The sequence below is a fragment of the Herbiconiux sp. 11R-BC genome (genome assembly GCF_049472555.1).
Lineage (GTDB): Bacteria > Actinomycetota > Actinomycetes > Actinomycetales > Microbacteriaceae > Herbiconiux.
Genome location: NZ_JBCEBO010000009.1, coordinates 73109 through 93405, shown reverse-complemented (window position 1 = coordinate 93405; position 20297 = coordinate 73109). Strand labels below are relative to the sequence as shown.

General features: G+C 70.9%; 20 protein-coding genes. 8 read left to right on the top strand and 12 right to left on the bottom strand.

What is annotated here, in order from left to right; translation table 11 throughout:
* Positions 1 to 54: 54 nt before the first annotated feature.
* The 7 genes from VD659_RS18015 to VD659_RS17985 all read right to left on the bottom strand — a co-directional run bounded on the left by VD659_RS18015 (position 55) and on the right by VD659_RS17985 (position 4981).
* Positions 55 to 660 (bottom strand): hypothetical protein, encoded by a 606-nt coding sequence (locus VD659_RS18015; protein WP_423262422.1) that lies wholly within the window; start codon positions 658 to 660, stop codon positions 55 to 57.
* Entirely contained in the window at positions 657 to 1313 is a 657-nt protein-coding gene (locus VD659_RS18010; protein WP_423262421.1) for a hypothetical protein, read from the bottom strand. The genes VD659_RS18015 and VD659_RS18010 overlap by 4 nt, the downstream gene beginning before the upstream one ends.
* Positions 1310 to 1735 (bottom strand): hypothetical protein, encoded by a 426-nt coding sequence (locus VD659_RS18005; RefSeq protein WP_423262420.1) that lies wholly within the window; start codon positions 1733 to 1735, stop codon positions 1310 to 1312. Before VD659_RS18005 ends, VD659_RS18010 begins: the two co-directional genes overlap by 4 nt.
* The gene (locus VD659_RS18000; RefSeq protein ID WP_137835903.1) at positions 1732 to 1929 is read right to left on the bottom strand and encodes a DUF2273 domain-containing protein; all 198 of its coding nucleotides are present in this window, start codon (positions 1927 to 1929) and stop codon (positions 1732 to 1734) included. The genes VD659_RS18005 and VD659_RS18000 overlap by 4 nt, the downstream gene beginning before the upstream one ends.
* Positions 1926 to 2372, bottom strand: a complete 447-nt coding sequence (locus VD659_RS17995; protein WP_423262419.1) for an Asp23/Gls24 family envelope stress response protein — start codon at positions 2370 to 2372, stop codon at positions 1926 to 1928. The genes VD659_RS18000 and VD659_RS17995 overlap by 4 nt, the downstream gene beginning before the upstream one ends.
* A gap of 92 nt (positions 2373 to 2464) precedes the next feature.
* Positions 2465 to 3385, bottom strand: coding sequence for an HpcH/HpaI aldolase/citrate lyase family protein (locus tag VD659_RS17990; protein WP_423262418.1), 921 nt, complete (start codon positions 3383 to 3385; stop codon positions 2465 to 2467).
* Between the two features lie 123 nt (positions 3386 to 3508).
* On the bottom strand, positions 3509 to 4981 hold the full coding sequence (locus VD659_RS17985; protein WP_423262417.1) for a cation:dicarboxylate symporter family transporter: 1473 nt from the start codon (positions 4979 to 4981) through the stop codon (positions 3509 to 3511).
* 183 nt (positions 4982 to 5164) lie between these two features.
* Between VD659_RS17985 and VD659_RS17980 the strand changes: the two genes are divergently transcribed.
* Both VD659_RS17980 and VD659_RS17975 read left to right on the top strand, forming a co-directional pair.
* On the top strand, positions 5165 to 6886 hold the full coding sequence (locus VD659_RS17980) for an ATP-binding protein (RefSeq protein WP_423262416.1): 1722 nt from the start codon (positions 5165 to 5167) through the stop codon (positions 6884 to 6886).
* Positions 6883 to 7584: a response regulator gene (locus tag VD659_RS17975; protein WP_423262415.1), complete on the top strand. Its 702-nt coding sequence runs from the start codon at positions 6883 to 6885 to the stop codon at positions 7582 to 7584. Before VD659_RS17980 ends, VD659_RS17975 begins: the two co-directional genes overlap by 4 nt.
* Before the next feature lie 58 nt (positions 7585 to 7642).
* On the opposite strand, the gene VD659_RS17970 is transcribed toward VD659_RS17975, so the two are convergent.
* Positions 7643 to 8620 (bottom strand): zinc-binding dehydrogenase, encoded by a 978-nt coding sequence (locus tag VD659_RS17970; RefSeq protein WP_423262414.1) that lies wholly within the window; start codon positions 8618 to 8620, stop codon positions 7643 to 7645.
* A gap of 191 nt (positions 8621 to 8811) precedes the next feature.
* On the opposite strand from VD659_RS17970, the gene VD659_RS17965 reads away from it, so the two are divergent.
* Entirely contained in the window at positions 8812 to 9714 is a 903-nt protein-coding gene (locus tag VD659_RS17965) for a CPBP family intramembrane glutamic endopeptidase (RefSeq protein ID WP_423262413.1), read from the top strand.
* A 30-nt stretch (positions 9715 to 9744) separates the two neighbouring features.
* Here the strand turns inward: VD659_RS17965 and VD659_RS17960 are convergent, their stop codons facing one another.
* From VD659_RS17960 to VD659_RS17950, 3 genes are all read right to left on the bottom strand, one after another.
* A complete protein-coding gene (locus VD659_RS17960; protein ID WP_423262412.1) occupies positions 9745 to 10713 on the bottom strand; it encodes a GGDEF domain-containing protein in 969 nt (322 codons plus the stop codon).
* Positions 10714 to 10813: 100 nt separating this feature from the next.
* A complete protein-coding gene (locus tag VD659_RS17955; RefSeq protein WP_423262411.1) occupies positions 10814 to 11503 on the bottom strand; it encodes an ABC transporter ATP-binding protein in 690 nt (229 codons plus the stop codon).
* 45 nt (positions 11504 to 11548) lie between these two features.
* Complete coding sequence (locus VD659_RS17950; protein ID WP_423262410.1) at positions 11549 to 13051, bottom strand: FtsX-like permease family protein; 1503 nt, start codon at positions 13049 to 13051, stop codon at positions 11549 to 11551.
* A gap of 224 nt (positions 13052 to 13275) precedes the next feature.
* Here VD659_RS17950 and VD659_RS17945 point away from each other — a divergent pair, with 224 nt between their 5' ends.
* The 5 genes from VD659_RS17945 (at position 13276) to VD659_RS17925 (ending at position 18891) form a co-directional block, all read left to right on the top strand.
* Positions 13276 to 13533: a BatC protein gene (locus VD659_RS17945; protein ID WP_374892951.1), complete on the top strand. Its 258-nt coding sequence runs from the start codon at positions 13276 to 13278 to the stop codon at positions 13531 to 13533.
* Positions 13530 to 14900: a cupin domain-containing protein gene (locus VD659_RS17940; RefSeq protein ID WP_423262409.1), complete on the top strand. Its 1371-nt coding sequence runs from the start codon at positions 13530 to 13532 to the stop codon at positions 14898 to 14900. Before VD659_RS17945 ends, VD659_RS17940 begins: the two co-directional genes overlap by 4 nt.
* A 142-nt stretch (positions 14901 to 15042) precedes the next feature.
* Positions 15043 to 15981 (top strand): sucrase ferredoxin, encoded by a 939-nt coding sequence (locus VD659_RS17935; RefSeq protein ID WP_423262408.1) that lies wholly within the window; start codon positions 15043 to 15045, stop codon positions 15979 to 15981.
* 109 nt (positions 15982 to 16090) lie between these two features.
* A complete protein-coding gene (locus VD659_RS17930) occupies positions 16091 to 18265 on the top strand; it encodes a glutamine synthetase III (protein ID WP_423262407.1) in 2175 nt (724 codons plus the stop codon).
* Positions 18266 to 18408: 143 nt separating this feature from the next.
* Complete coding sequence (locus VD659_RS17925; RefSeq protein WP_423262406.1) at positions 18409 to 18891, top strand: MarR family winged helix-turn-helix transcriptional regulator; 483 nt, start codon at positions 18409 to 18411, stop codon at positions 18889 to 18891.
* Between the two features lie 35 nt (positions 18892 to 18926).
* Here VD659_RS17925 and VD659_RS17920 read toward each other — a convergent pair whose 3' ends face one another.
* Positions 18927 to 20105 (bottom strand): ROK family protein, encoded by a 1179-nt coding sequence (locus tag VD659_RS17920; RefSeq protein WP_423262405.1) that lies wholly within the window; start codon positions 20103 to 20105, stop codon positions 18927 to 18929.
* Between the last annotated feature and the right edge of the window lie 192 nt (positions 20106 to 20297).

The following is a 20297-nucleotide window of genomic DNA, read 5'->3' as shown; positions in this document are numbered from 1 at the left end:
TGCGGGGCCGGTGAGTCTGCTGCTGTTCTTCCTACCCCGACCGGGGTGTTCCCGCTATTGCAGGCGGGTGGTGGAGGTGACGCGGGCCCGGAATCCGCCGCTGATCTGCACCAGGGCAGGCAGTGGGCGGCCGAGCAGCACGTCGAGGGCACGCACGGCGTCGTCGACGATGGCTGCCGCATCCGCCGGGGAGACGCCGCGGCGGCAGGTGACCGAGATCTTCAGCACCGGGGTGCGCTTCACCCGGTAGGTGCTGACGTGGGAGGCGACGAATTCCGGCCGGCCGGCGATCGCATCCTGCAGCGCGTGCTCGGCGACGGCCGACTCGACCACCGTGGTGCCGTGCTCGCTCGTGGGCTCCCGCACCGCGACACCGGTGTGGCCGCGGCCCTGCCGGGCGATGAACACGATCAGCACGATGACCCCGATCACGGCCAGCAGGAGGAGCGCCGGCATGATCCAGCTCACCCTGGTTCCGCCGAGCGGCGTCTGCTGCAGCCAGCTCGACACCTGGTCCGTGACCTGGCCGGTCGCGCCCGTCCAGCCGTCGCGCACCGCCGGGAGGAGCACGGCGGCCGCGGAGGCCGCACCCACCGCGAGCAGCAGCAGGCCGACGATCAGGATGAGGAGCCGGTTCGCGGCCCTGTTCGTGCTGTTCATGCGCCGATCCTTCCGTTCTCCGCGATGCGCACCCGGGCGGTGACGGCCGGCGTCAGCCGGTACGACTCCAACTGGCGGGACACGTCATCGATCACCGCGGCCTGATCGACCGGGATGCCCGAGGTGGGGGTGAGGTGCACGTCGGCCCGACGGTGCGAGACCGACACGGTGGCGTTGTCGGGGTCGACGTTGCCCGCCAGCGAGGCGTGGCGTGCCAGGGCCGAGGCGATCACCTCGTTGTCGACCACGACCACGGTGCGGCCGGTCGGCAGCAGGTGCCGTGCACGACGGCCCGGAGCGATCGCGGTGATCACGAGCACGAGCCCGATCAGCGCCACCACGATGCCGGCCGCCGCCACGACGCCCACCGGCGCGTCGACCAGGTTCACCGCAGAGGTGAACATGTCCGCCGGCGCCACGAGCAGCGCGGGGGCGCCCAGCAGGGCGAGCACGATCTCCGTGCCGAGCCAGGCCAGGGTCAGGATCAGCAGCACGGCCAGCACGATCGCGAGCAGCGAGCGGGGCGAGTGCGTCTCGCGACGGGCGATCCGCCGGTAGAGGCCGTCGGCCCCGTCCGGTGTGCCCGCCTGCTCGCGGTTGCCGGATGCCGCGGGGCGCGCATCCGCCACCGGGGCGGTGAGGGTCGTGCTCATCGGACTCTCTCCTCTTGCTGGATGTCTGCGGCGGTGAGCCGCACGGTGACCCGGCCGATGGCCGAGCCGGTGAGCGCATTCACCCGGTCGCGGATGGTCTCCTGGGCCCGGGAGGCCCGGTCGACGATCGAGCCGCCGGCACGGTCGACCACGTCGGGGCGGTCGTGCACGCGGCTGAGGGACACGACCCGGATGGGCGTGGTGACCGTCAGCACGAGCAGTCCTTTCTCGTCGGCCAGGGTGACGCCCACGCGGGCTGCCGTGACGCCGAGGGCGTCGGCTGTCACGGCGGCCACGATGCGGTTCAGCGCCTTGGTCGTGACGCGGTTGCGCCCGCGATCGGCGCCGAGCCGATCAGCACCGATCCGATCAGCGCTGACGGGCGAGCCGGCCGCGACAAGGGTCGTCGCGGCGGTGCTCATGACGACGAGCGCTTTCCTCGGAACGCGCCGACCAGAGCCGAGACGTCGAGCTTGCCGTCGAGGACCCGGCCGATGATCGCGCCGATCGCCATGGCGACCGCCACGAAGAAGAAGGCCCAGAAGCCGATCACGACCCAGGTCAGCGCCAGGACGGCGCCGATCAGGATGCCGGTGCGGGTAGCGGACGCGGTCACTGGACTCGAGCCTCAGCAGCGTCATCCTTGTCGTCGGACGGCAGGTGCACGTCGTTGACGGTGACGTTCACCTCGGTGACCTCGAGGCCCACGATCGTCTCGACGGCCTCGATGACGCCACGGCGCACACCGTCGGCGACGTCCTGCAGCGACAGCGGGTACTCGGCGACGATCGTGACGTCGACGGCCACCTGGGTCTCGCCGACCTCCACGGTGATGCCCTGGGACTGGTCGGTGCCGGCGACGGCTTCGCGGATGGCGCCGAACGCGCGGGCCGCTCCGCCGCCGAGGGCGTAGACGCCCCGGGCCTCACGGGCCGCGATGCCGGCGACCTTCGCCACGACCGAGTCGTTGATCACGGTCTTGCCGAGCGAGGTCTGCACGTTCGTCGGAGTCGACACGGCCGGGGTGGCCGTGGTGCTGGTTGGAGTGGTGTTCGCCATGAGTACATCTCCTTGATCCGGGCCCTGGTTGGGGGCCTCATGTGGTTCGTCATAGATAAGACGCGCCGAGATCCGGATTCGTCACACATTCGTCACGACTTTTTTTCCAGCACCCTTCGATCGTGCTCGACCGGCCGTCGCGGCGCCGCGAGACCGAGCGCCGCCGCCTGGTGCTCGAGGGTGCGCGCGCGGGCGAGCCGGGGCAGGTCGCTGCCGTCGCGCAGCACGCCGCCTCGAGCGGCGAAATCGGCGATCACGCCGGATGCCCATGCCAGCTCATCGGCCGACGGGCTCAGTGCCGCGTTCACCGGCTCGGCCTGCGCCGGCTTGAGGCACAGCTTGCCGGTCAGGCCGAGCGAGGCCGACAGGGCGGCCGACTCGTGCACCAGGACGGGGTCGTCGCTCAGTGACGGCCCGTCGATCGGGCCCGGCAGCTGAGCCAGGCGGCTCGCCAGCACGAGCCGCGACCGCGGGTAGGCCATCGCCAGATCGCTCGCCGACATGCCGGTGTCGCGCCGGAAGTCGCCACTGCCGAAGGCGAGGCGGAAGGTCGCCGGCTCGGCCGCGACGGCCACCGCCGCCTCGAGACCGGCCGCGCTCTCGATCAGCGCCACCACGGGTGTGCCTGCCGGGAGGCGCGCCGCGGTGGCGGCCACCTGCTCGGCCGACTCCGCCTTCGCGAGCATCACTCCGGCCAGCCCGGCCGTGCCGGCGACGCCCGCCCCGACGGGCAGGCCGCCGAGCGCCTCCAGGTCGTGTTCCCAATGCTCGGTGGTCGCATCGTTCACGCGCACCCAGGCGGAGCCGGTGCCGCGGCGCAGCCACCGCACCACCGCATCCCGCGCCTGCGCCTTGTCGGCGGCGGCCACCGCGTCTTCGACGTCGAGCACCACGGCGTCGGCGCCGCTCGCCGCGGCCTCTCCGAAGGCCTCCGGTCTGGCGCCGGAGACCAGCAGCCAGGAGCGGGCGAGGGCCGGATCGATGCGGATGCGCGGGGCTCGGTCGGGTGACATGGTCGGCGCCTTTCAGGAGGGAGGGGGTGGGATGCAGAAGGTGAGCCGGCCGGCGGGCGGGCGACCGGCCCCTGAGCCGGGCCGGCGACGGGCGGGAGAGCCGGCCCGACCGCCCGCCGGCGCCTACTTGCGCGACGGCACCGGCGCATCCGGCCCGTGCACGATGCTCGCGATCGCGCCGGTGGAGACCCGCTCGGGGCCGCTGCCGCCGCGTTCGGTCTCCGCCGAGTGCTCCGCGTCGAGCGCCGCGAGGGCGCGGGCGTGGTGGCTCTTCTCGTCGGCGCCGAGGTGGTCGTCGGCACTCATGGTCTGCTCGTCGAAGGGCAGGGTGCCGTCGAGCACCTGTCCCACCTGGACGGTGTCGATCTGCTTGGTCCAGGTGCCGATGAGGATGGTGGCGACGGCGTTGCCGGTGAAGTTCGTGAGCGCCCGCGCCTCCGACATGAAGCGGTCGATGCCCACGATGAGCCCGACGCCGTTCACCAGGTCGGGGCGGTGGGCCTGCAGCCCCCCGGCGAGCGTCGCCAGCCCGGCGCCGGTGACGCCCGCGGCCCCCTTCGACGCGATCATCATGAACACCAGCAGCGAGAGCTGCTCCGTGATGTTCAGCGGGGTTCCGAGGGCGTTGGCGATGAAGATCGACGACATGGTGAGGTAGATCGCGGTGCCGTCGAGGTTGAAGGAGTAGCCCGTGGGAACGGTGATCCCGACCACCGGCTTGGAGACGCCGAGGTGCTCCATCTTGGCGATCAGCCGGGGCAGCGCCACCTCGCTCGAGGAGGTGGAGACGATCAGCAGGTATTCCCGGCCGAGGTACTTCATGACACGGAAGATGTTGATGCCCGTCACGAGCTTCAGCAGACCACCGAGGATCACCACCACGAACAGGATGCAGGTGATGTAGAACGCCACCATGAGCGCCCCGAGCGCCACCAGCGCGGCGACCCCCGTGGTGCCCACCACAGCGGCGATCGCGCCGAAGGCGCCGAGCGGGGCCACCCACATGATCATGGCGAGGATGCGGAACACCAGCACCTGGAGCTGCCGGATTGCCCCGAGGATCGGCTCGCCCTTCGTGCCCATGCGCTGCAGGGCGAAGCCCACGAGCAGCGCCACGAAGAGCGCCTGCAGGATGCTGCCCGAGGTCAGCGAGGAGAAGAACGAGGTCGGGATGATGCCCATCACGAACTCCGTGGAGCTCGCCGGGGCCAGCGCCGAGGTGTCGTAGGTGGTGGAGGCGATGTTGAGGCCGTCGCCCGGGTGGATCAGGTTGCCCACCACGAGGCCGATGCCGAGGGCGAAGGTCGACATGATCACGAAGTAGCCGAGCGCGAGCCCGCCCACCTTGCCGACCGTCGCGGCCTTCGCCACCGAGCCCACGCCGAGGGCGATGGTGCAGAAGATGATGGGCGCGATCATCATCTTGATGAGCGCCACGAACCCGTCGCCCAGCGGCTTCAGCCCCTTGGCGAACTCGGGGAAGATCAGCCCCACCGCGATGCCGGCCGCCACGGCCACGATCACGGCGAGGTAGAGGTAGTGGGAGCGGTCGAGCCGGCGTCTCTTCGTGGGCGGAACCGTGTGCGTCGTTGCCATGGGTCTTCCTAACGGTCAAGGCCGCCTCGTCTTCGTCGACGGCTCGTTGCTGGTGAGGTGATCAGCATGGGCGGGGCCGGGCATCCGGTCGGGCTTGTGTTCATATTGTTCAGACCGGGCTCCCGCGCCCAGGGGTTATCGTGATCAGACCGAATGCAGGCAGCGGCGCCGAAGGAGGCAGCGATGAAGGCGTGGATCGGGGGCCTGAGCATCTCGGCTCGGCTCTTCGCGCTCCAGGTGTCGTTCATCGCGCTGCTCACCGCAGTGGCGGTGGCTTGGCTCTGGGCCGACGCCCAGGCCGACGTCGACGCGGATGCCGCACAGAAGACCATGGCCGTCGCCACTGCCATCGCCGACAACCCGTTCGTGGTCGACGCGCTCTCCTCCGCCGACCCCAGCGCCGCCCTCCAGCCCTACGCCCTGACGCTGATGGCCGACACCTCGACCGACTTCATCACCATCATGAATCCCGATCGAACGCGCTACACGCATCCCGACCCCACCCAGATCGGCAAGCCCTTCCAGGGCACCATCGCCCCCGCTCTCGCCGGGCAGAGCTTCACCGAGACCTACTCCGGCACGCTCGGCCCCTCGGTGCGCTCGGTCGTGCCGGTGACGGATGCGCAGGGCACGGTGATCGGTCTCGTCTCGGCCGGCGTCACCGTGAGCAACCTCTCGGCCGTGCTCGCGCAGCGGCTGCCGCTCGTGATGGGCGCGGCCGTGGCCACCCTCCTGGTGGGGGCGCTCGTGTCGTGGCTGCTGAGCCGCTACCTGCGCCGGGTGACCTGGGGGCGGGGGCCCGAGGCGATGAGCCGCATGTTCGCCTACTACGAGGGCGTTCTGCACTCGGTGCGCGAGGGGCTGGTGCTCGTCGACACCAAGGGTCGGCTCGTGCTCTACAACGACCAGGCCGCCGAGCTGCTGGGGCTGCCCTCGCAGGCTCCGGATGCGCATCCGCTCGCCCTCGACGCCGTGCCGATCGCCGAGCCGCTGCGGGCGCTCCTCGGCAGCGGTGCCGTGGCCGTCGACGAGGTGTACCTCACCGACGACCGGGTGCTCGTGGTGAACCAGTCGGTCGCGGTCTCCGCGGTGTCGAGCGGGCCGGCGCGGCTCCTGGGCACCGTCACGACCCTGCGCGACCACACCGAGCTGCAGCAGCTCACCGGGGAGCTGCGCTCGATGCGCACGCTCTCCGACGCGCTGCGCTCGCAGACCCACGAGTTCTCGAACCGGCTGCACACCATCGTGGCGCTGATCGAGCTCGGCAGGCCGGAACAGGCGCTCGAGTTCGCGGCGCACCAGCTGAACCTGGGTCAGCATCTGGTCGACCAGGTGGTGTCGGCCGCGGTCGACGAGCCGGTGCTGGCCGCTCTACTGCTCGGCAAGTCGGCCCAGGCGGGCGAGCGCGGCATCCCGCTCGTACTCGACGTGGCGCCCGAGCTCGGGGCGACCGGGGTCGCGGCCGACGAGCTCGTGACCGTCATCGGCAACCTGATCGACAACGCGCTGGACGCGGTGGCCGAGCCGTCGCCGGTGGGGGCCGCTGCGGGCGGCCGGGGCGCGACCGGGGGCGGGATCCACACCGAGGCCGGGGAGGCCGCGGCGACCCGCCCGGCCGGGGTCGGGCATCCGCGGGTCACGGTGTCGGTGCGGCGGGAGGGCGGCTCCCTCGTGATCGCCGTCTCCGACACCGGGCCCGGCGTGGCCGACCCGGAGCAGGTGTTCCAGCGCGGCTACAGCACCAAAGACCCGGGCGACACCGGCCGGGGCATCGGGCTGGCGCTCGTGGGCCAGTCGGTGCGCCGCCTGGGCGGCACGGTCACGGTGTCGAACGCGGCCGACGGCGAACCGGGAGCCACGTTCACCGTGGTCCTCCCGATTCCGGCGGCCGGGGTTCGGCGATGAGCCCGCTCCGTGTGCTGGTGGTCGACGACGAGCCGATCACCGCGGAGGCGCATGCCGCCTACCTCGCGCGGCTCGAGGGCTTCGAGGTGGGCGGCATCGCGGGGAACGGGGCGCAGGCGGTGCGGCTGCTGCAGGAATCGGCCGGCCCCTCGGGCACGGGCCGGATCGACCTCGTGCTGCTCGACATGAACCTGCCCGACGTGCACGGCATCGAGCTCTGCCGGCATCTCCGAGCGGCGGGGGTCGACGTGGACGTGATCGCGGTGACCGCCGTGCGGGACATCGCCGTGGTGCGTTCCGCGGTGTCGCTCGGCATCGTGCAGTACCTGATCAAGCCCTTCACCTTCCCCGTGTTCGCGGAGAAGCTCAACGGCTATCGGGCCTTCCGCTCCGGTCTCGGCGACGTCGAGGGGGTGACCACGCAGGACGACGTCGACCAGTCGTTCGCGAACCTGCGCACGGAATCGACCCCGGTGCTGGACAAGGGTCTCGCCCCCGACACCCGGGCGAGCATCATCGCGGCCCTCCGCGCCACCGAGGCGGCGCTCTCGGCCAGCGAGATCGCGACCGGGCTCCGGCTCTCGCGGGTGACCGCACGCCGCTATCTCGAGAACCTCGCCGCCTCGGGAACCGTCGAGCGCTCGCCGCGCTACGGCCAGCCCGGGCGCCCCGAGTTCGAGTACCGCTGGCGGCGCTGACCGTCCGTCGCGGGCGCGGGCGTGGGAGCGAGCGCGGTCGGCGAGCGGCGGCCCCGGGTCAGAAGCGGAGGAGCACCTTCCCTGCGCGACCGGGGACGGCGCTGGCCGCCGCAGCCTTCCGCGCGTCCTCGAAGGGAAACACCGCCTCGACGGGCAGTTCGACCTCGCCCGAACCGACGCGCGCGAACAGCTCGGCGAAGAGTTCACCGCGCTTGGCGGCATCCATCTCGCGGCTCACGCGGCTGCCCCAGAAGCCCTTCACCGTGACGTTCTTGAAGATGAGGGCGCCCGAGGAGATCTGCAGCTCGCCCGATCCCATCGCGCCGAACGACCAGAGAGTGCCGCCCTCCCCCAGCAGTCCGAGCAGGTCGGCGGCCGAACTGCCGCCGACCGAGTCGACCGCCGCTTTCGGGCTCGCGCCGTCCAGCACCGCCGCCGCGGCATCCTGCCAGCCGTTCTTCTCGGTGGAGACCACGTCGTGGATGCCGATGGCCGCGAGCTCGTCGACCCCGGCGTCGCGCCGCACCAGGCCGAGCACGCGCACTCCGCGGTGGGCGGCGAACTGGGCCACGAGGCGGCCGACCGCGCCGTTCGCGGTGTTCTGCACGATCCAGTCGCCGGGCTGGACGTCGAGGTAGTCCAGCAGGCTGAGCGCGCTGAAGGGCATCGAGATGAGCTGCGCCGCGGTCTCGTCGGTGATGGCGTCGGGCACCGGGATGAGACCGGCGGCCTTGGCCACGAAGTACTCGGCCCACACCCCGAAGGTGCCGCCCGTGGCGACGCGCTGCCCCGGCTGCGGCGAGGTCACGCCCTCGCCGAGCGCGTCGATCACGCCGACCGCCTCGGTGCCGGATGCCGCCGGCAGCTCGGGCTTGAAGCCGTACGTGCCGCGGATGGTCCAGAGGTCGTGGTTGTGGATGGGCGAGAGCACCGTGCGCACGCGCACCTCGCCCGGGCCGGGCTCGGGGAGGGGGCGATCGGTGACCTCGAGGACGTCGGTGGCTTCGCCGAAGGTGGCGTGGGTGAGAGCGAGCATGCTTCCAGGCTACGTCCGCTCCGGGCCATGCGCGTCACGCACGTCGAGATCATGTCGCCAGGCACACCCGTCGCAGGTCGCTGGTGTCCGGACGGGTCCGCATCCGGGTAGCGTGGAGTTCGGATTCGGGGCCGCAATCGAGGTGGGTGCGGCGGGGAAAGCCGGATTCGTACGTCAGGAGGACATCGATCATGTCGGAAACAGCCCTCGTCGCCGAAGACCGCGGCGACAACGCCTGGCGCCGGTTCTGGAACAGAGGCGGCTGGTGGAAGGCTGTTCTGGTCGCGGCCGTCTATCTCGCGATCTATCAGGGCCTCGGGTGGCTCATCCAGACGATCTTCGCGGGAGTGATCGACACCGGTGACGTCTTCGGTTCCCCCCTCACCGTCTTCTTCGCCCTCGCGTTGCCGATCCTCCTGATGGCCCTGCTGACCCTGGTGTTCGTCAGATCGCTGGGTTGGCAGGGAGAGATCTTCGGGCGCCAGCCGGTGCGGGGTCGCTGGTGGATGTGGATCGCGGTCGCGTTGATCCTGGTTCCCACCGTGATCCGTCTGTTCGCGGTGCAGTGGTCGGCCTATTCGGCCACGGTCGTGCTGTCCACGCTCTTCTTCGGCCTGTGCGTCGGATTGGCCGAGGAGCTCCTGACCCGCGGTGTCGCCGTGAACCTGCTGCGCCGCGCCGGATACACGGAGCGTGTGGTCTTCGTGCTGTCGTCGCTGCTGTTCGGCTTGCTGCACAGCGTCAACATCCTGTCCGGGCAATCCGCGGCCACCGTGCTCGTCACGGTCGTCTACACCTTCGGCTTCGGCGCGATGATGTACCTCTCGATGATCGCCACCGGGCGCATCGTCTGGGCGATCCTGCTTCACGCGGCCACCGACCCGGTCACATTCCTGGCGGCCGGAGGCATCGACGCCCACGGCAGCACCCAGGGCGACGTCGGCCTGCTGGCGATCGGCTCGATCTTCAACTACGTCTACATCCTCGCCGCTCTCATCGCGATCTTCTTCGTCAAGGGCAAGGTCTACACCGACCGCTCCCCGCGGAAGAAGCACACCCCGACCCCCGATAGCGACCCCACCGTTCAGGCCTGACCGGGAGAAGGAAGCGGCTGAGCAACCCTGCTACGACGTGCCGAAGGGGTTCTGCTTGCGCAACGCCTTGTGCGCGTAGAGACGCTGGTCGGCGCGGTCGCGGATGGAGTGGGCGGTGTCGTCCGGCTCCGCCACGGCGAGCCCGAACGACCAGCGTTCGGGCGTCGAGGCGCGCAGCCGATCGATCAGCTCGAGAGTCTCCTCGTCGGTGGTGGCGGGCAGCACCAGCAGGAACTCGTCGCCGCCGATGCGCGCGACGACGTCGTACGGCCGCGTGTTCTCGCGCAGGGCGGCCGCGAACTCCACGAGCAGGTGGTCCCCGGCCGCGTGACCGCGTTCGTCGTTGATCTTCTTGAAATCGTCCAGGTCGACGATCACCACCGTCACGGGTTGCGTGGTGCGCGCCGCCCGGCCGAGCTCCAGGTCGATGCGGGCGTCGAGGCCGGAGCGGTTGAGCAGCCCGGTGAGCGGGTCGGTGGTGATCTCCCGGTCCAGCCGGCTGCGGAGGTAGCCCGCCGCCTCGAGGCAGAACACCGAAGCGAGCAGGATGTTGACCCAGGTGAGGAGTACCGCGTCGAACGGATTCAGGATGATCGCGGCGAACGAGAGCGCGAACGCGCCCCCGGTGACGGCACGCGCGACCCACCTCCGGTAGAACCACCCCAGGTAGCAGGCGAGCATCGGGTAGAGCACGATGTTGTTCACCGATCCGACCGGCGCGGTCGAGAGGGACATCTGCAGCGACGTGACGACGAAGAAGACGCTGACGCCCACCAAGCCCACCCAGTGCACGAAGCGGATGCCGAGCGCGATCGGGGTGCCGGCGAGCACCACGGTCACCGCGACCCAGAACCAGGTCCATCCGCTCCCGAGCGGATCGCCGGTGGAGGTGACCGCATCCAGGAGCCCGCTGGCCGCGATCACGGCGCCGGCCGCCGCGGTGACCCAGGCGAAGGGCGGCACGGATCGCCGTTCGAGCCACTCCCCTGCCCGGCGCATCGCCCTCCCCCGGCCGATCTGCACTGCTCCTGCGTCGAATCCTAACAAGGGAGCGAGAGCGCGGGGGCGGGGGACGTCGTGGGCGCCCGTCAGCCTCGGGTCATGCAGCGCGCCCGTCGCCCGTTCGGTCGGTGACCCGGCCCCGGGCGATGTGCAGGCGGCGCTGCGCCCGGCGGGCGACGGCGCTGTCGTGTGTGACGATGACCACGGTGAGTCCGCGGGTGCTCCAGATGTTCTCGAGCAGGCCCATGATCTCGTCGCGGGTGTCTTCGTCCAGCGCTCCCGTGGGTTCGTCGGCGAGGAGGACATCGGGTGATTTCACGAGGGCACGGGCGATCGCGACGCGCTGCTGCTGACCACCGGAGAGTTCCGCGGGCCGGTGGGTGAGCCGGTCTCCGAGCCCGACCGATTCCAGGGCCTCTCGAGAGCGGTTCCGGCGTTCTTCGGCGCCGACGCCGAGTGGTGCGAGGGCGGTCTCGACGTTCTCCTGGGCGGTGAGCGTGGGGATGAGGTTGAAGCCCTGGAAGACGAAGCCGATCTCCTTCGCACGGATCGCCGAGAGCCGGTGATCGCCCAGCCGGGACAGCAACGAGGCACCCAAGGTCACATCTCCGGCGCTCGGCCGGTCGAGCGCGCCGAGCAACTGCAGAAGAGTGGACTTGCCGCCGCCGGTGGGGCCCTGAACCGCGACCATCTGGCCATCCGGAATGCTGAGGGTGACGTCGTCGAGTGCCGTTATCCGGCCGTTGCGCGTGTCATAGGTCTTGGTGACATTCTTCAACTCGTACATGACGTGCTTCTTTCTGCAAGGGAGGGAATGGTGGGCGTCCGGTGGTCACGCCACGGAGCGGAGGGCTTCTGCGGGGCGCAGCCGGGAGGCGCGCCATCCGCCGATCGCCCCCGCGAGGAGTCCGCCGAGCACGGCGAGGCCGACGGCGATGAGCACGATCTCGAGGGTGAACGGAGCGTGCAGGGCCACGTCGGCGGTCTGGCCCGCGGCGCCGCTCGCCGCGCCCCCGGCTCGCTGCCCGAATCCACCACCGCCCGCGCCACCGCCGGCACCGCCCGCCGCAGCCCCGGCAGCCCGGCGGGCCGCGCCTCCGAATCCCCCCGTCGATCCGGCCGATCCGCTCAGTGTCGGCGAGATGATGTTGACGACGACGATGCCGACGACCCCGATGACGATGCCGAGCACGCCGCCGATGAGTCCCTGCACGAGGGACTCGCCGGCCACCTGGCCGACGATGCGGCGGTTGCTCCAGCCGATGGCCTTCAGGGTGCCGAACTCGCGGGTGCGGCGGGTGACTCCGGAGATGGTGAAGAGGATCGCGATCAGGAAGGCGGCCGCGAGAACCAGCACCGACAGCCAGGTTCCGAGGCTGCTGACCAGCGACGAGGCCGTCGACAACGAGCCGGTCACGGTGGCCGCGAGATCCGCCTGCGTGTTGACGGTGGCGGTCGGCAGCGCGGACTTCAGATCGGCCTGCACCTGGGACACGTCGGCCGAGGAACCGGCGGTGACGTAGATGGTGCTCAGCATGTCCGGCTGGCTGGAGAGGGTCTGCGCCACGTCCAAGGGGATGTAGACGTCGTCCGCGGTCGCCGAGTCGGATCCCGTCGGCACGACGGTGCCGACGATCGAGAAGGCCGTGCCGCCGACCGTGATGGTGCCCCCGACGGCGAGGTTCGCGCTCGTCGCGTAGCCGCTGTCGAGAACCGCGACATCGGTCCCCTTGTCGGCTTCCGTCAGAAGACGACCCTGGTCGAGGGCGACGGCCGAGAGCGGACCGACCGAAGCGCCGGCGGAATCGACGCCGAGAACGCTGAAGCGATCGAGGTTGAAGGAGCTCCCGCCCCCGGCGGCGGGGGCGGGCGTCGATTCCGTCGCGCCACCGGGTGCGCCGTTCCGTGCGGAAGGGATCCGGCCGCTGAAGGTGACGTTCTCCAGCGCCAGCGCTCCCGTGGCCGCCTGCACGCCGCTGACCCCCTGAACGATCGCGAGGTCGCTCGCGGCGATCGGCGTCTGAGTCGGCGGGCTGGTGAGTCGCGACTGACTCAGGTTCGTCGTGCCCCCCGAGCTGGCCCCGGCGCCGGGATCGAAGGAGAATCCCTGCCCGCCGGGTGCGCCGGCGGTGGGCGGGGTGGCGGCTTGGCTGATCGTGATGTCGGTTCCGATGCCGTACACCGACTGGAGCACGGATACCTGCGCGTTCTGCACCCCCGCCGCGAAGGAATTCACCAGGATCACCAGACCGATGGCGAGAGCCAATCCGCTCGCGATGATCGCGGTCTGCTTGCGACGCCCGACCAGTTCTCGTTGAAGGTATCTCCAGAACACGACGAACTCCTTTTCACGACTGACGCAGTCGAACAGCGGAAAACTAGGACCGCTCCATTTCGGTTCCCGATGAGCTTGCTGAGGCCTGGCTGACAATCGGATGGCCGGGGCTGATCACTCGCCGGCCGGGCGAGTCGAATTGCGACGAGGAGAGGATGCGCGCCGTCCGAGGTCGGGCGTACGCTTCGAGCGACGGCATCAGGCCGCCGGTGATTGGAGATCAGATGGCAATCGACGACGACGACATCACGACCGACGCGGCCGCGGGCGGCGAAGGAACCGCCGACGGCGGGGCGAACCCGGGTGGCCACGACGGCGGAGCCGACGGCTCGGCTGCGGGCGGCGAAGGCACAGCCGACGGCGGAGCGAACCCCGACGGCCACGACGGCGGAGCAGACGGCTCGGCCGACGAAGGAGAAGGTACCGCCGACGGCGGCGCCAACCCCGGCGGGCACGACGGCGGGGCCGACGGCTCGGCGTGACGACCGGTTTCGAGCGCGGGCCGGTGACCCGGCCCGCGCTCTCCCGCTGCATCTCGGTGTCTCCCGATGAGTTCGACCGTGATTTCTGGGGGCGCGAGCCTCTGCTCTCGCGCGCGGCCACGCTGCCCGAGGGGTTCCACGACCTGATCACCGAGGCCGCGGTCGACGAATTGGTGAGCGAGCGCGGGCTCCGCACCCCGTTCATCCGAATGGCCCACGAAGGCTCGGTGCTCCCGCCGTCGTCGTACACCGCGCCGGGCGGATTCGGCGCCGAGGTGGGCGACCAGGTGAGCTCCGAGAAGGTGCTCGCCGAGTTCGCCGGCGGCGCCACCATCGTGCTGCAGGGGCTGCACCGCACCTGGCCGCCGCTGATCGACTTCACGCGACACCTGGTCGACGACCTCGGGCACCCGATCCAGGTGAACGCCTACATCACGCCCGCTTCATCGCGCGGCTTCGACCCGCACTACGACGTGCACGACGTGTTCGTGCTGCAGATCGCCGGAGAGAAGCACTGGCGCATCCATGCCCCGGTGCATCCGGATCCGCTGCGCGACCAGCCCTGGAGCGATCACCGCGCCGCCGTTGCCCAGGCCGCCACGCACGAGCCGGTGATCGACGCGGTGTTCCACCCCGGCGACGCCCTCTATCTCCCGCGCGGCTGGATCCACTCGGCCGAAGCCCTCGGCGGCACCAGCGTGCACCTCACCATCGGCGTGGCCGCCTACACCCGCGCCGACGTGGTGCAGGCGCTGATCGCCTCGCTCGGCGACGTCGCCGCGCTGCGCTCGTCGCTCCCGGCCGGCCTCGACTTCTCCGACCCCAACGCCCTGCGCCCCGTCGTCGACGAGACGCTCGCCGCGCTGCAGCAGGCCTTCGCCGCGATGGCCGGCCCGACGTCATCCGGTGCGCGGCGCGGGGCGCACGCCGCCGCCGCGGCCGCTGCCGCTGCGGAGCCGACCAGCGAGACGGAGACCACCTCGCCCGCCACCTCGATGGCGGCCTCCTCGCCGGATGCGTCCGTCACCGTCTCGACGCACCTCGCGGCGCGCTTCGCCGCGGCCACCCGCCCCGAGCCCGTGTCACCGCTGGCGACCGTCGACGTCATCGCGGCGCTCGACACCGCCTCGCGCGTCCGCTGGCGCGGCTCGCTGCACGCCTCCGTGCGCCTCTCCCCCGACGGCGAGACCGTGCGCATCCGCACCGCCGCCAAGACCGTCTCCCTGCCCGCCGAGGCCGAACCCGCCGTTCGCCGGCTGCACGAGGGCGGCGAACTCTCGCTGGCCGAACTCCCCGGCCTCGACCCCGCCAGCGCGGTCGTCGTGGTCCGCCGCCTCCTCCGCGAGGGCATCCTGGTTCCGGCCTGATGCCGGTCCTCCCCCTCCCCCCGCACGCACCCCCTTCGTGCTCCCAAAAACAAGGAGATCCGGCCCGACGCGCCGCGGTGCATCCGTCGTGCTCCGGCGTGTCGGGCCGAACCTCCTTGTTTTTGGACGGAGGGGGGACCGCGTGAGCGACGTGGGGGTGGAGTGGCGGCCGTGCAGCGACCGCTCGCGGGAGCGCGACGATCCGCTGGCGGCGACCGGCGGACGCGGGCTCCAGTGGTTCCTGGTCGAGAACGAGGGCGCCTGGGGAACCCGCGCCCTGCTCGACCCGCCGTTCGACGAGGAGCTGGGGCGCGCCCTGGTCAACCGCATCGAGGCTGCCGGGATGCGCCCACTCGCCATCCGCCGCACCGGCCGCCACCCCGAGCGGCTCGGCCGCGTCGACGGCGTGCAGCGGCGCTGGCGCTGGGCCTTCGTCGACAGCCGGCCGGGGCACGAGACCGTGCGCTGGGGCGAGGTCGCCGAGCCGCGCCAGCTGCTCGAGGTTCCGCTCGACGGTTCGACGGGCGTCGCCTCCGACCAGCCCGTCTTCGCCGTCTGCGCGCACGCCCGGCACGACCGGTGCTGTGCCGTGCGCGGCCGCCAGGTCGTCGCTCAGCTCGCTGACGCCTTCCCCCACGAGACCTGGGAGTGTTCGCACCTCGGCGGCGACCGCTTCGCCGGCACGATGATCCTCTTCCCGCACGGCCTCTACTACGGCCGGGTCGACGACGGCGACGCCGCGCGCATCGCGGAGAGCTACCGGGCCGGCCGCGTCGAGGAGCGGTTCTTCCGCGGCCGGAGCTCGCTCACGCATCCGGTGCAGGCGGCGCAGCACTACGCGCGCGAGCGATTCGGCGACGACCGTGTCGACGCGTACCCCCCGCTCGCCGCGGAGTGGCACGACGGCGGCGCCGGTCACGGACGCTGGATCGTGACGCTGGCCGACCTGGCCGAACCCGGCGCCCCCATCACGGTCGAGCTCGCCGAAGCCCACTCCGAGCCGCTGCTGTCCACCTGCGCAGCCACCCGCCCCGGCCGCGTGCGGCAGTGGCAGTTGGTCTCCCTCACGCGCGGATTCTGACCGTCACACGCCCGAAACACCGCCGAGACACCGCATCCCTAGGGTGAGGCCAGCGGCGCCCGCGTTCCCCCGCGGTACCCAATTGAGGCCGCGTCGAAGGAGATGACCCATGAGTGGAAACAGCGTCCGCATGCAAGCCATCCGCGATGTGGAGGCCTACGTTCCTCCCGCTGCGGTGTTCACCGAGTCGGAGGAGCCGGGAGAGATCTTCGGCGAGAACGTCTTCAGCCAGACCGTGATGCAGAAGCGACTGCCGAAATCGGTCTACAAGTCGGTCATGGCGACCATCGAGCACGGCGCCAAGCTCGATCCCCTGGTGGCGGATGCGGTGGCCAGCGCCATGAAGGACTGGGCCCTCGAGAAGGGCGCCACGCACTACGCGCACGTGTTCTACCCGCTGACCGGTCTCACCGCAGAGAAGCACGACAGCTTCTTCGAGCCCACCGGAGACGGCACCGCCCTCGCCGAATTCGCCGGCAAGACCCTCGTGCAGGGCGAGCCCGACGCCTCCTCCTTCCCCAACGGCGGCCTCCGCAACACCTTCGAGGCCCGCGGTTACACCGGCTGGGACGTCACGAGCCCCGCCTACGTGCTCGAGAACCCCAACGGCAACACCCTCTGCATCCCCACCGTCTTCGTGTCGATGACCGGCGAGGCACTCGACCACAAGACGCCGCTGCTGCGCTCGCAGCAGGCGATGGGCGAGCACGCCGTGCGCATCCTGAAGCTGTTTGGGCACACGCCGGGCGCCGTGGTGTCGTTCTGCGGCCCGGAGCAGGAGTACTTCCTGGTCGACCGCCACTTCTTCCTCGCCCGGCCCGACCTGATGAACGCCGGCCGCACCCTGTTCGGCACCAAGCCGCCCAAGGGCCAGGAGTTCGACGACCATTACTTCGGCGCCATCCCGGAGCGCGTGCTCGGCTTCATGATGGACACCGAGCGCGAGCTGTTCAAGCTCGGCATCCCCGCCAAGACCCGCCACAACGAGGTCGCTCCCGGCCAGTTCGAGATCGCGCCGATGTTCGAGCGCGGCAACATCGCCGCCGACCACCAGCAGCTGCTCATGACGACCTTCAAGTCGATCGCGAAGAAGCACGGCATGGAGTGCCTCTTCCACGAGAAGCCCTTCCAGGGCGTCAACGGCTCGGGCAAGCACGTGAACTTCTCGCTCGGCAACTCGCAGCTCGGCTCGCTGCTCGTGCCCGGCGACACCCCGCACGACAACGCGCAGTTCCTCGTGTTCTGCGCCGCCGTCATCCGGGCCGTGCACAAGTACGCCGGGCTGCTGCGCGCCTCGGTCGCGAGCGCCACCAACGACCATCGTCTCGGCGCCAACGAGGCCCCGCCCGCCATCATCTCGATCTTCCTCGGCGACCAGCTGGCGGATGTCTTCGAGCAGATCGCGAAGGGCCCGGCCACCTCGTCGAAGGGCAAGGGCTCGATGGTGATCGGCGTCGACACGCTGCCGGTGCTGCCCACCGACCCGGGCGACCGCAACCGCACCAGCCCCTTCGCCTTCACCGGCAACCGCTTCGAGTTCCGCGCGCCGGGCTCGATGCAGACCGTGAGCGGCCCGATGGTGACGATCAACACGATCATGGCCGACTCGCTCGACTACATCGCCACCAAGCTCGAGGCCGACGTGGCCGCGGGCACCGACTTCGACGAGGCCGTGCAGGCGCTGCTCACCGAGATCATCACCGAGCACGGCGCCGTCGTGTTCAACGGCGACGGCTACGCGGATGCCTGGCCGGTCGAAGCGGAGAAGCGCGGCCTCGCGAACCTCAAGACCACGCTCGACGCCCTGCCCGAGCTCATCACCCCCGAGGCGCTCGAGCTGTTCGAGAAGTACCACGTCTTCAACCACCGCGAGATGCACTCCCGCTACGAGATCGGGCTCGAGCAGTACGCCCTGACCATCGGCGTGGAGGCGCGCACCACGCTCGAGATGGGAACCACCATCGTGCTCCCCGCGGCGGTGCGGCACCAGACCGAGATCGCCCTCAACATCGGCGCGCTCAAGGGCGCCGGCGTCGAGACCGACATCGCGCCGCTCACCGAGGTCTCGGCCCCGATCGCCGAGCTGCGTTCGGCCCTCGCCGCGCTGAAGTCGGCGCTCGCGGAGGAAGTGGGTCACTCGGCCCTCGCCGAGGCCGAGCACGCTCAGAAGTCGCTGCTGCCGGCGATGAACGCGGTGCGCGCCGCCGCCGACTCCCTCGAGGAGATCATCGCCGACGACCTGTGGCCCCTGCCCACCTACCAGGAGCTGCTGTTCGTGCTGTAGCCCACATCCCGTCCTGAACCGCAGACTCGTCACTTCTGGCTCCACCCGCGAGGGTTTTCGAGCCAGAAGTGACGAGTCTGCGGCGTTCGCGGAGGGAACGGCGCGTGCCGCATTAGTTGTCGGTACAAGTGATCTATGATCGGATGATGGATGAGACGCGCTGGCTGAACCCCGAGCAGCTGCGTTCCTGGGTCGCATTGGTTGGCGTGGTCGAACGCCTGCCGGGCGTGCTCGACTCCCAGCTGCAGCGCGACGCGCAGCTCACCCACTTCGAGTACTACGTTCTGGCGATGCTCTCCGAGGCCCCCGAGCGCACCCTGCGCATGACGGCCCTCGCCACCATCACGAATTCCACCCTCCCCCGGCTCTCGCACGTCGTGAGCCGCCTCGAGAAGCGCGGATACGTGGAGCGCACTCCGTGCCCCGAAGACCGCCGGGCCACCAACGCCCACCTCACGCCAGCGGGCTGGGAGAAGGTCGTCGCCACCGCGCCGGGCCACGTCGGCACGGTGCGCGAGAACGTCGTCGATCTGCTGAGCGACGAGGAGTTCACCCAGCTCGGCGCCGCCATGTCGAAGCTGCTCGACAAGCTCGACCCCGAGAACACCCTGCGCCGCAACGACTGACGGCGAGCCGGCGCGTGCCGTGCGCGCGACCGGTCTCAGAGCCGGTCGGCGTAGCCCGCCGGGTCGGCCAGCACCGCGGCGAACGCGAGTTCGGCCGCACCGATGAGCAGGATGTCGTCGCCCAGGCTCGACCGCAGCATCCGCGCGTTCTCCCGGCCGCTCCGGATGCTCGACCGCGCCACCGCCCGTTCCAGCCGCTTCGGATCGGCCGAGTACAGGGAACCGAGAAAACCGCCCAGGACCACGAGTTCCGGGTCGAAGACGTTGATGCAGTTGCGCACGGCCACGGCGAGGTGGTCGAGCTGGCGATCGAGCAGCGCGCGGAGCCGGGAGGCCCCGCCGTCCGGGCCGCCGGCTCCCCCGGCCAGCCGCGCGGCCAACCGCGCGTCGAGCTCCACCACCCGCTCCGTCGGCAGATCGAGCAGCTCCAGCAGCGCCGCGCGGGTCACCTCGGTCTCGAGACAGCCGATGGCTCCGCAGTGGCACGGCAGCATCTGCCCGCCGACGAAGGTGTGCCCGATCTCGCCCGCGAAGCCGTCCAGCCCGCCGAGCAGGGCGCCACGGGCGATCACCCCGCCGCCGATGCCGCTCGCCCCGCCATTGAGGTAGACCAGCTCGCGAGCGCCGGCGCCCACCCCGAAGCGCCCCTCGCCGAGCGCTCCGGCCGCGGCATCGTTGGCCACGCGCACCGGCAGCGCCAGCGCGTCGCTGAGCAGCCGGGCCAATGGCACCTCGCTCCAGCCGAGGTGCGGCGCGAGGTCGACCAGGCCGTCACGCTCGCGCACCAGTCCGGGCACGGCGACCCCGACGCCGACGACGACGCGTGATGCCCGCAGCTCGTCGCCCATGCCCGCGACCAGGGCGGACACGATGGTCACGACCTCCTCCGGGTCGGGAGCCCGCCTGGTGTCGTAACGCACGCGCTTGAGAACGGCTCCGCCGAGTCCCACGACCGCGAGGGTCACCGCATCCACCTCGGGATTCACGGCGAGCACGACGGCGCGGTCGCCGGGCCGGATGACGAGACTGGGCCGACCCACCTGACTGGTGGTCTCCGGTTCCGATTCCGAGACGAGGCCGAGACGCGACAGCTCACCGACCAGCGCCCCGATGGTCGAGCGGTTCAGTCCGGTCGATCGGGTGAGGGCCGCCCGTGTCGTCGTCCCCGAGGTGTGCACGCGCGTCAGCACGAGGGAGAGGTTCGCACGGCGCACGTCGTCGAGATTGTTGCCTCGACTCTCAGAATCGGGGGGAATCGGAGATCGCTGCACGACCCATCCTCTCCCCGCGCTCCTCCCCGAAGCGGATGCGCGGTGACATGAACGATATCAGTCGTGATCTCGAGGCACCGGCCGGCGCGGTGTGCACGAAATAATTATGGCGGGCCTCACAACAATTACGCTATC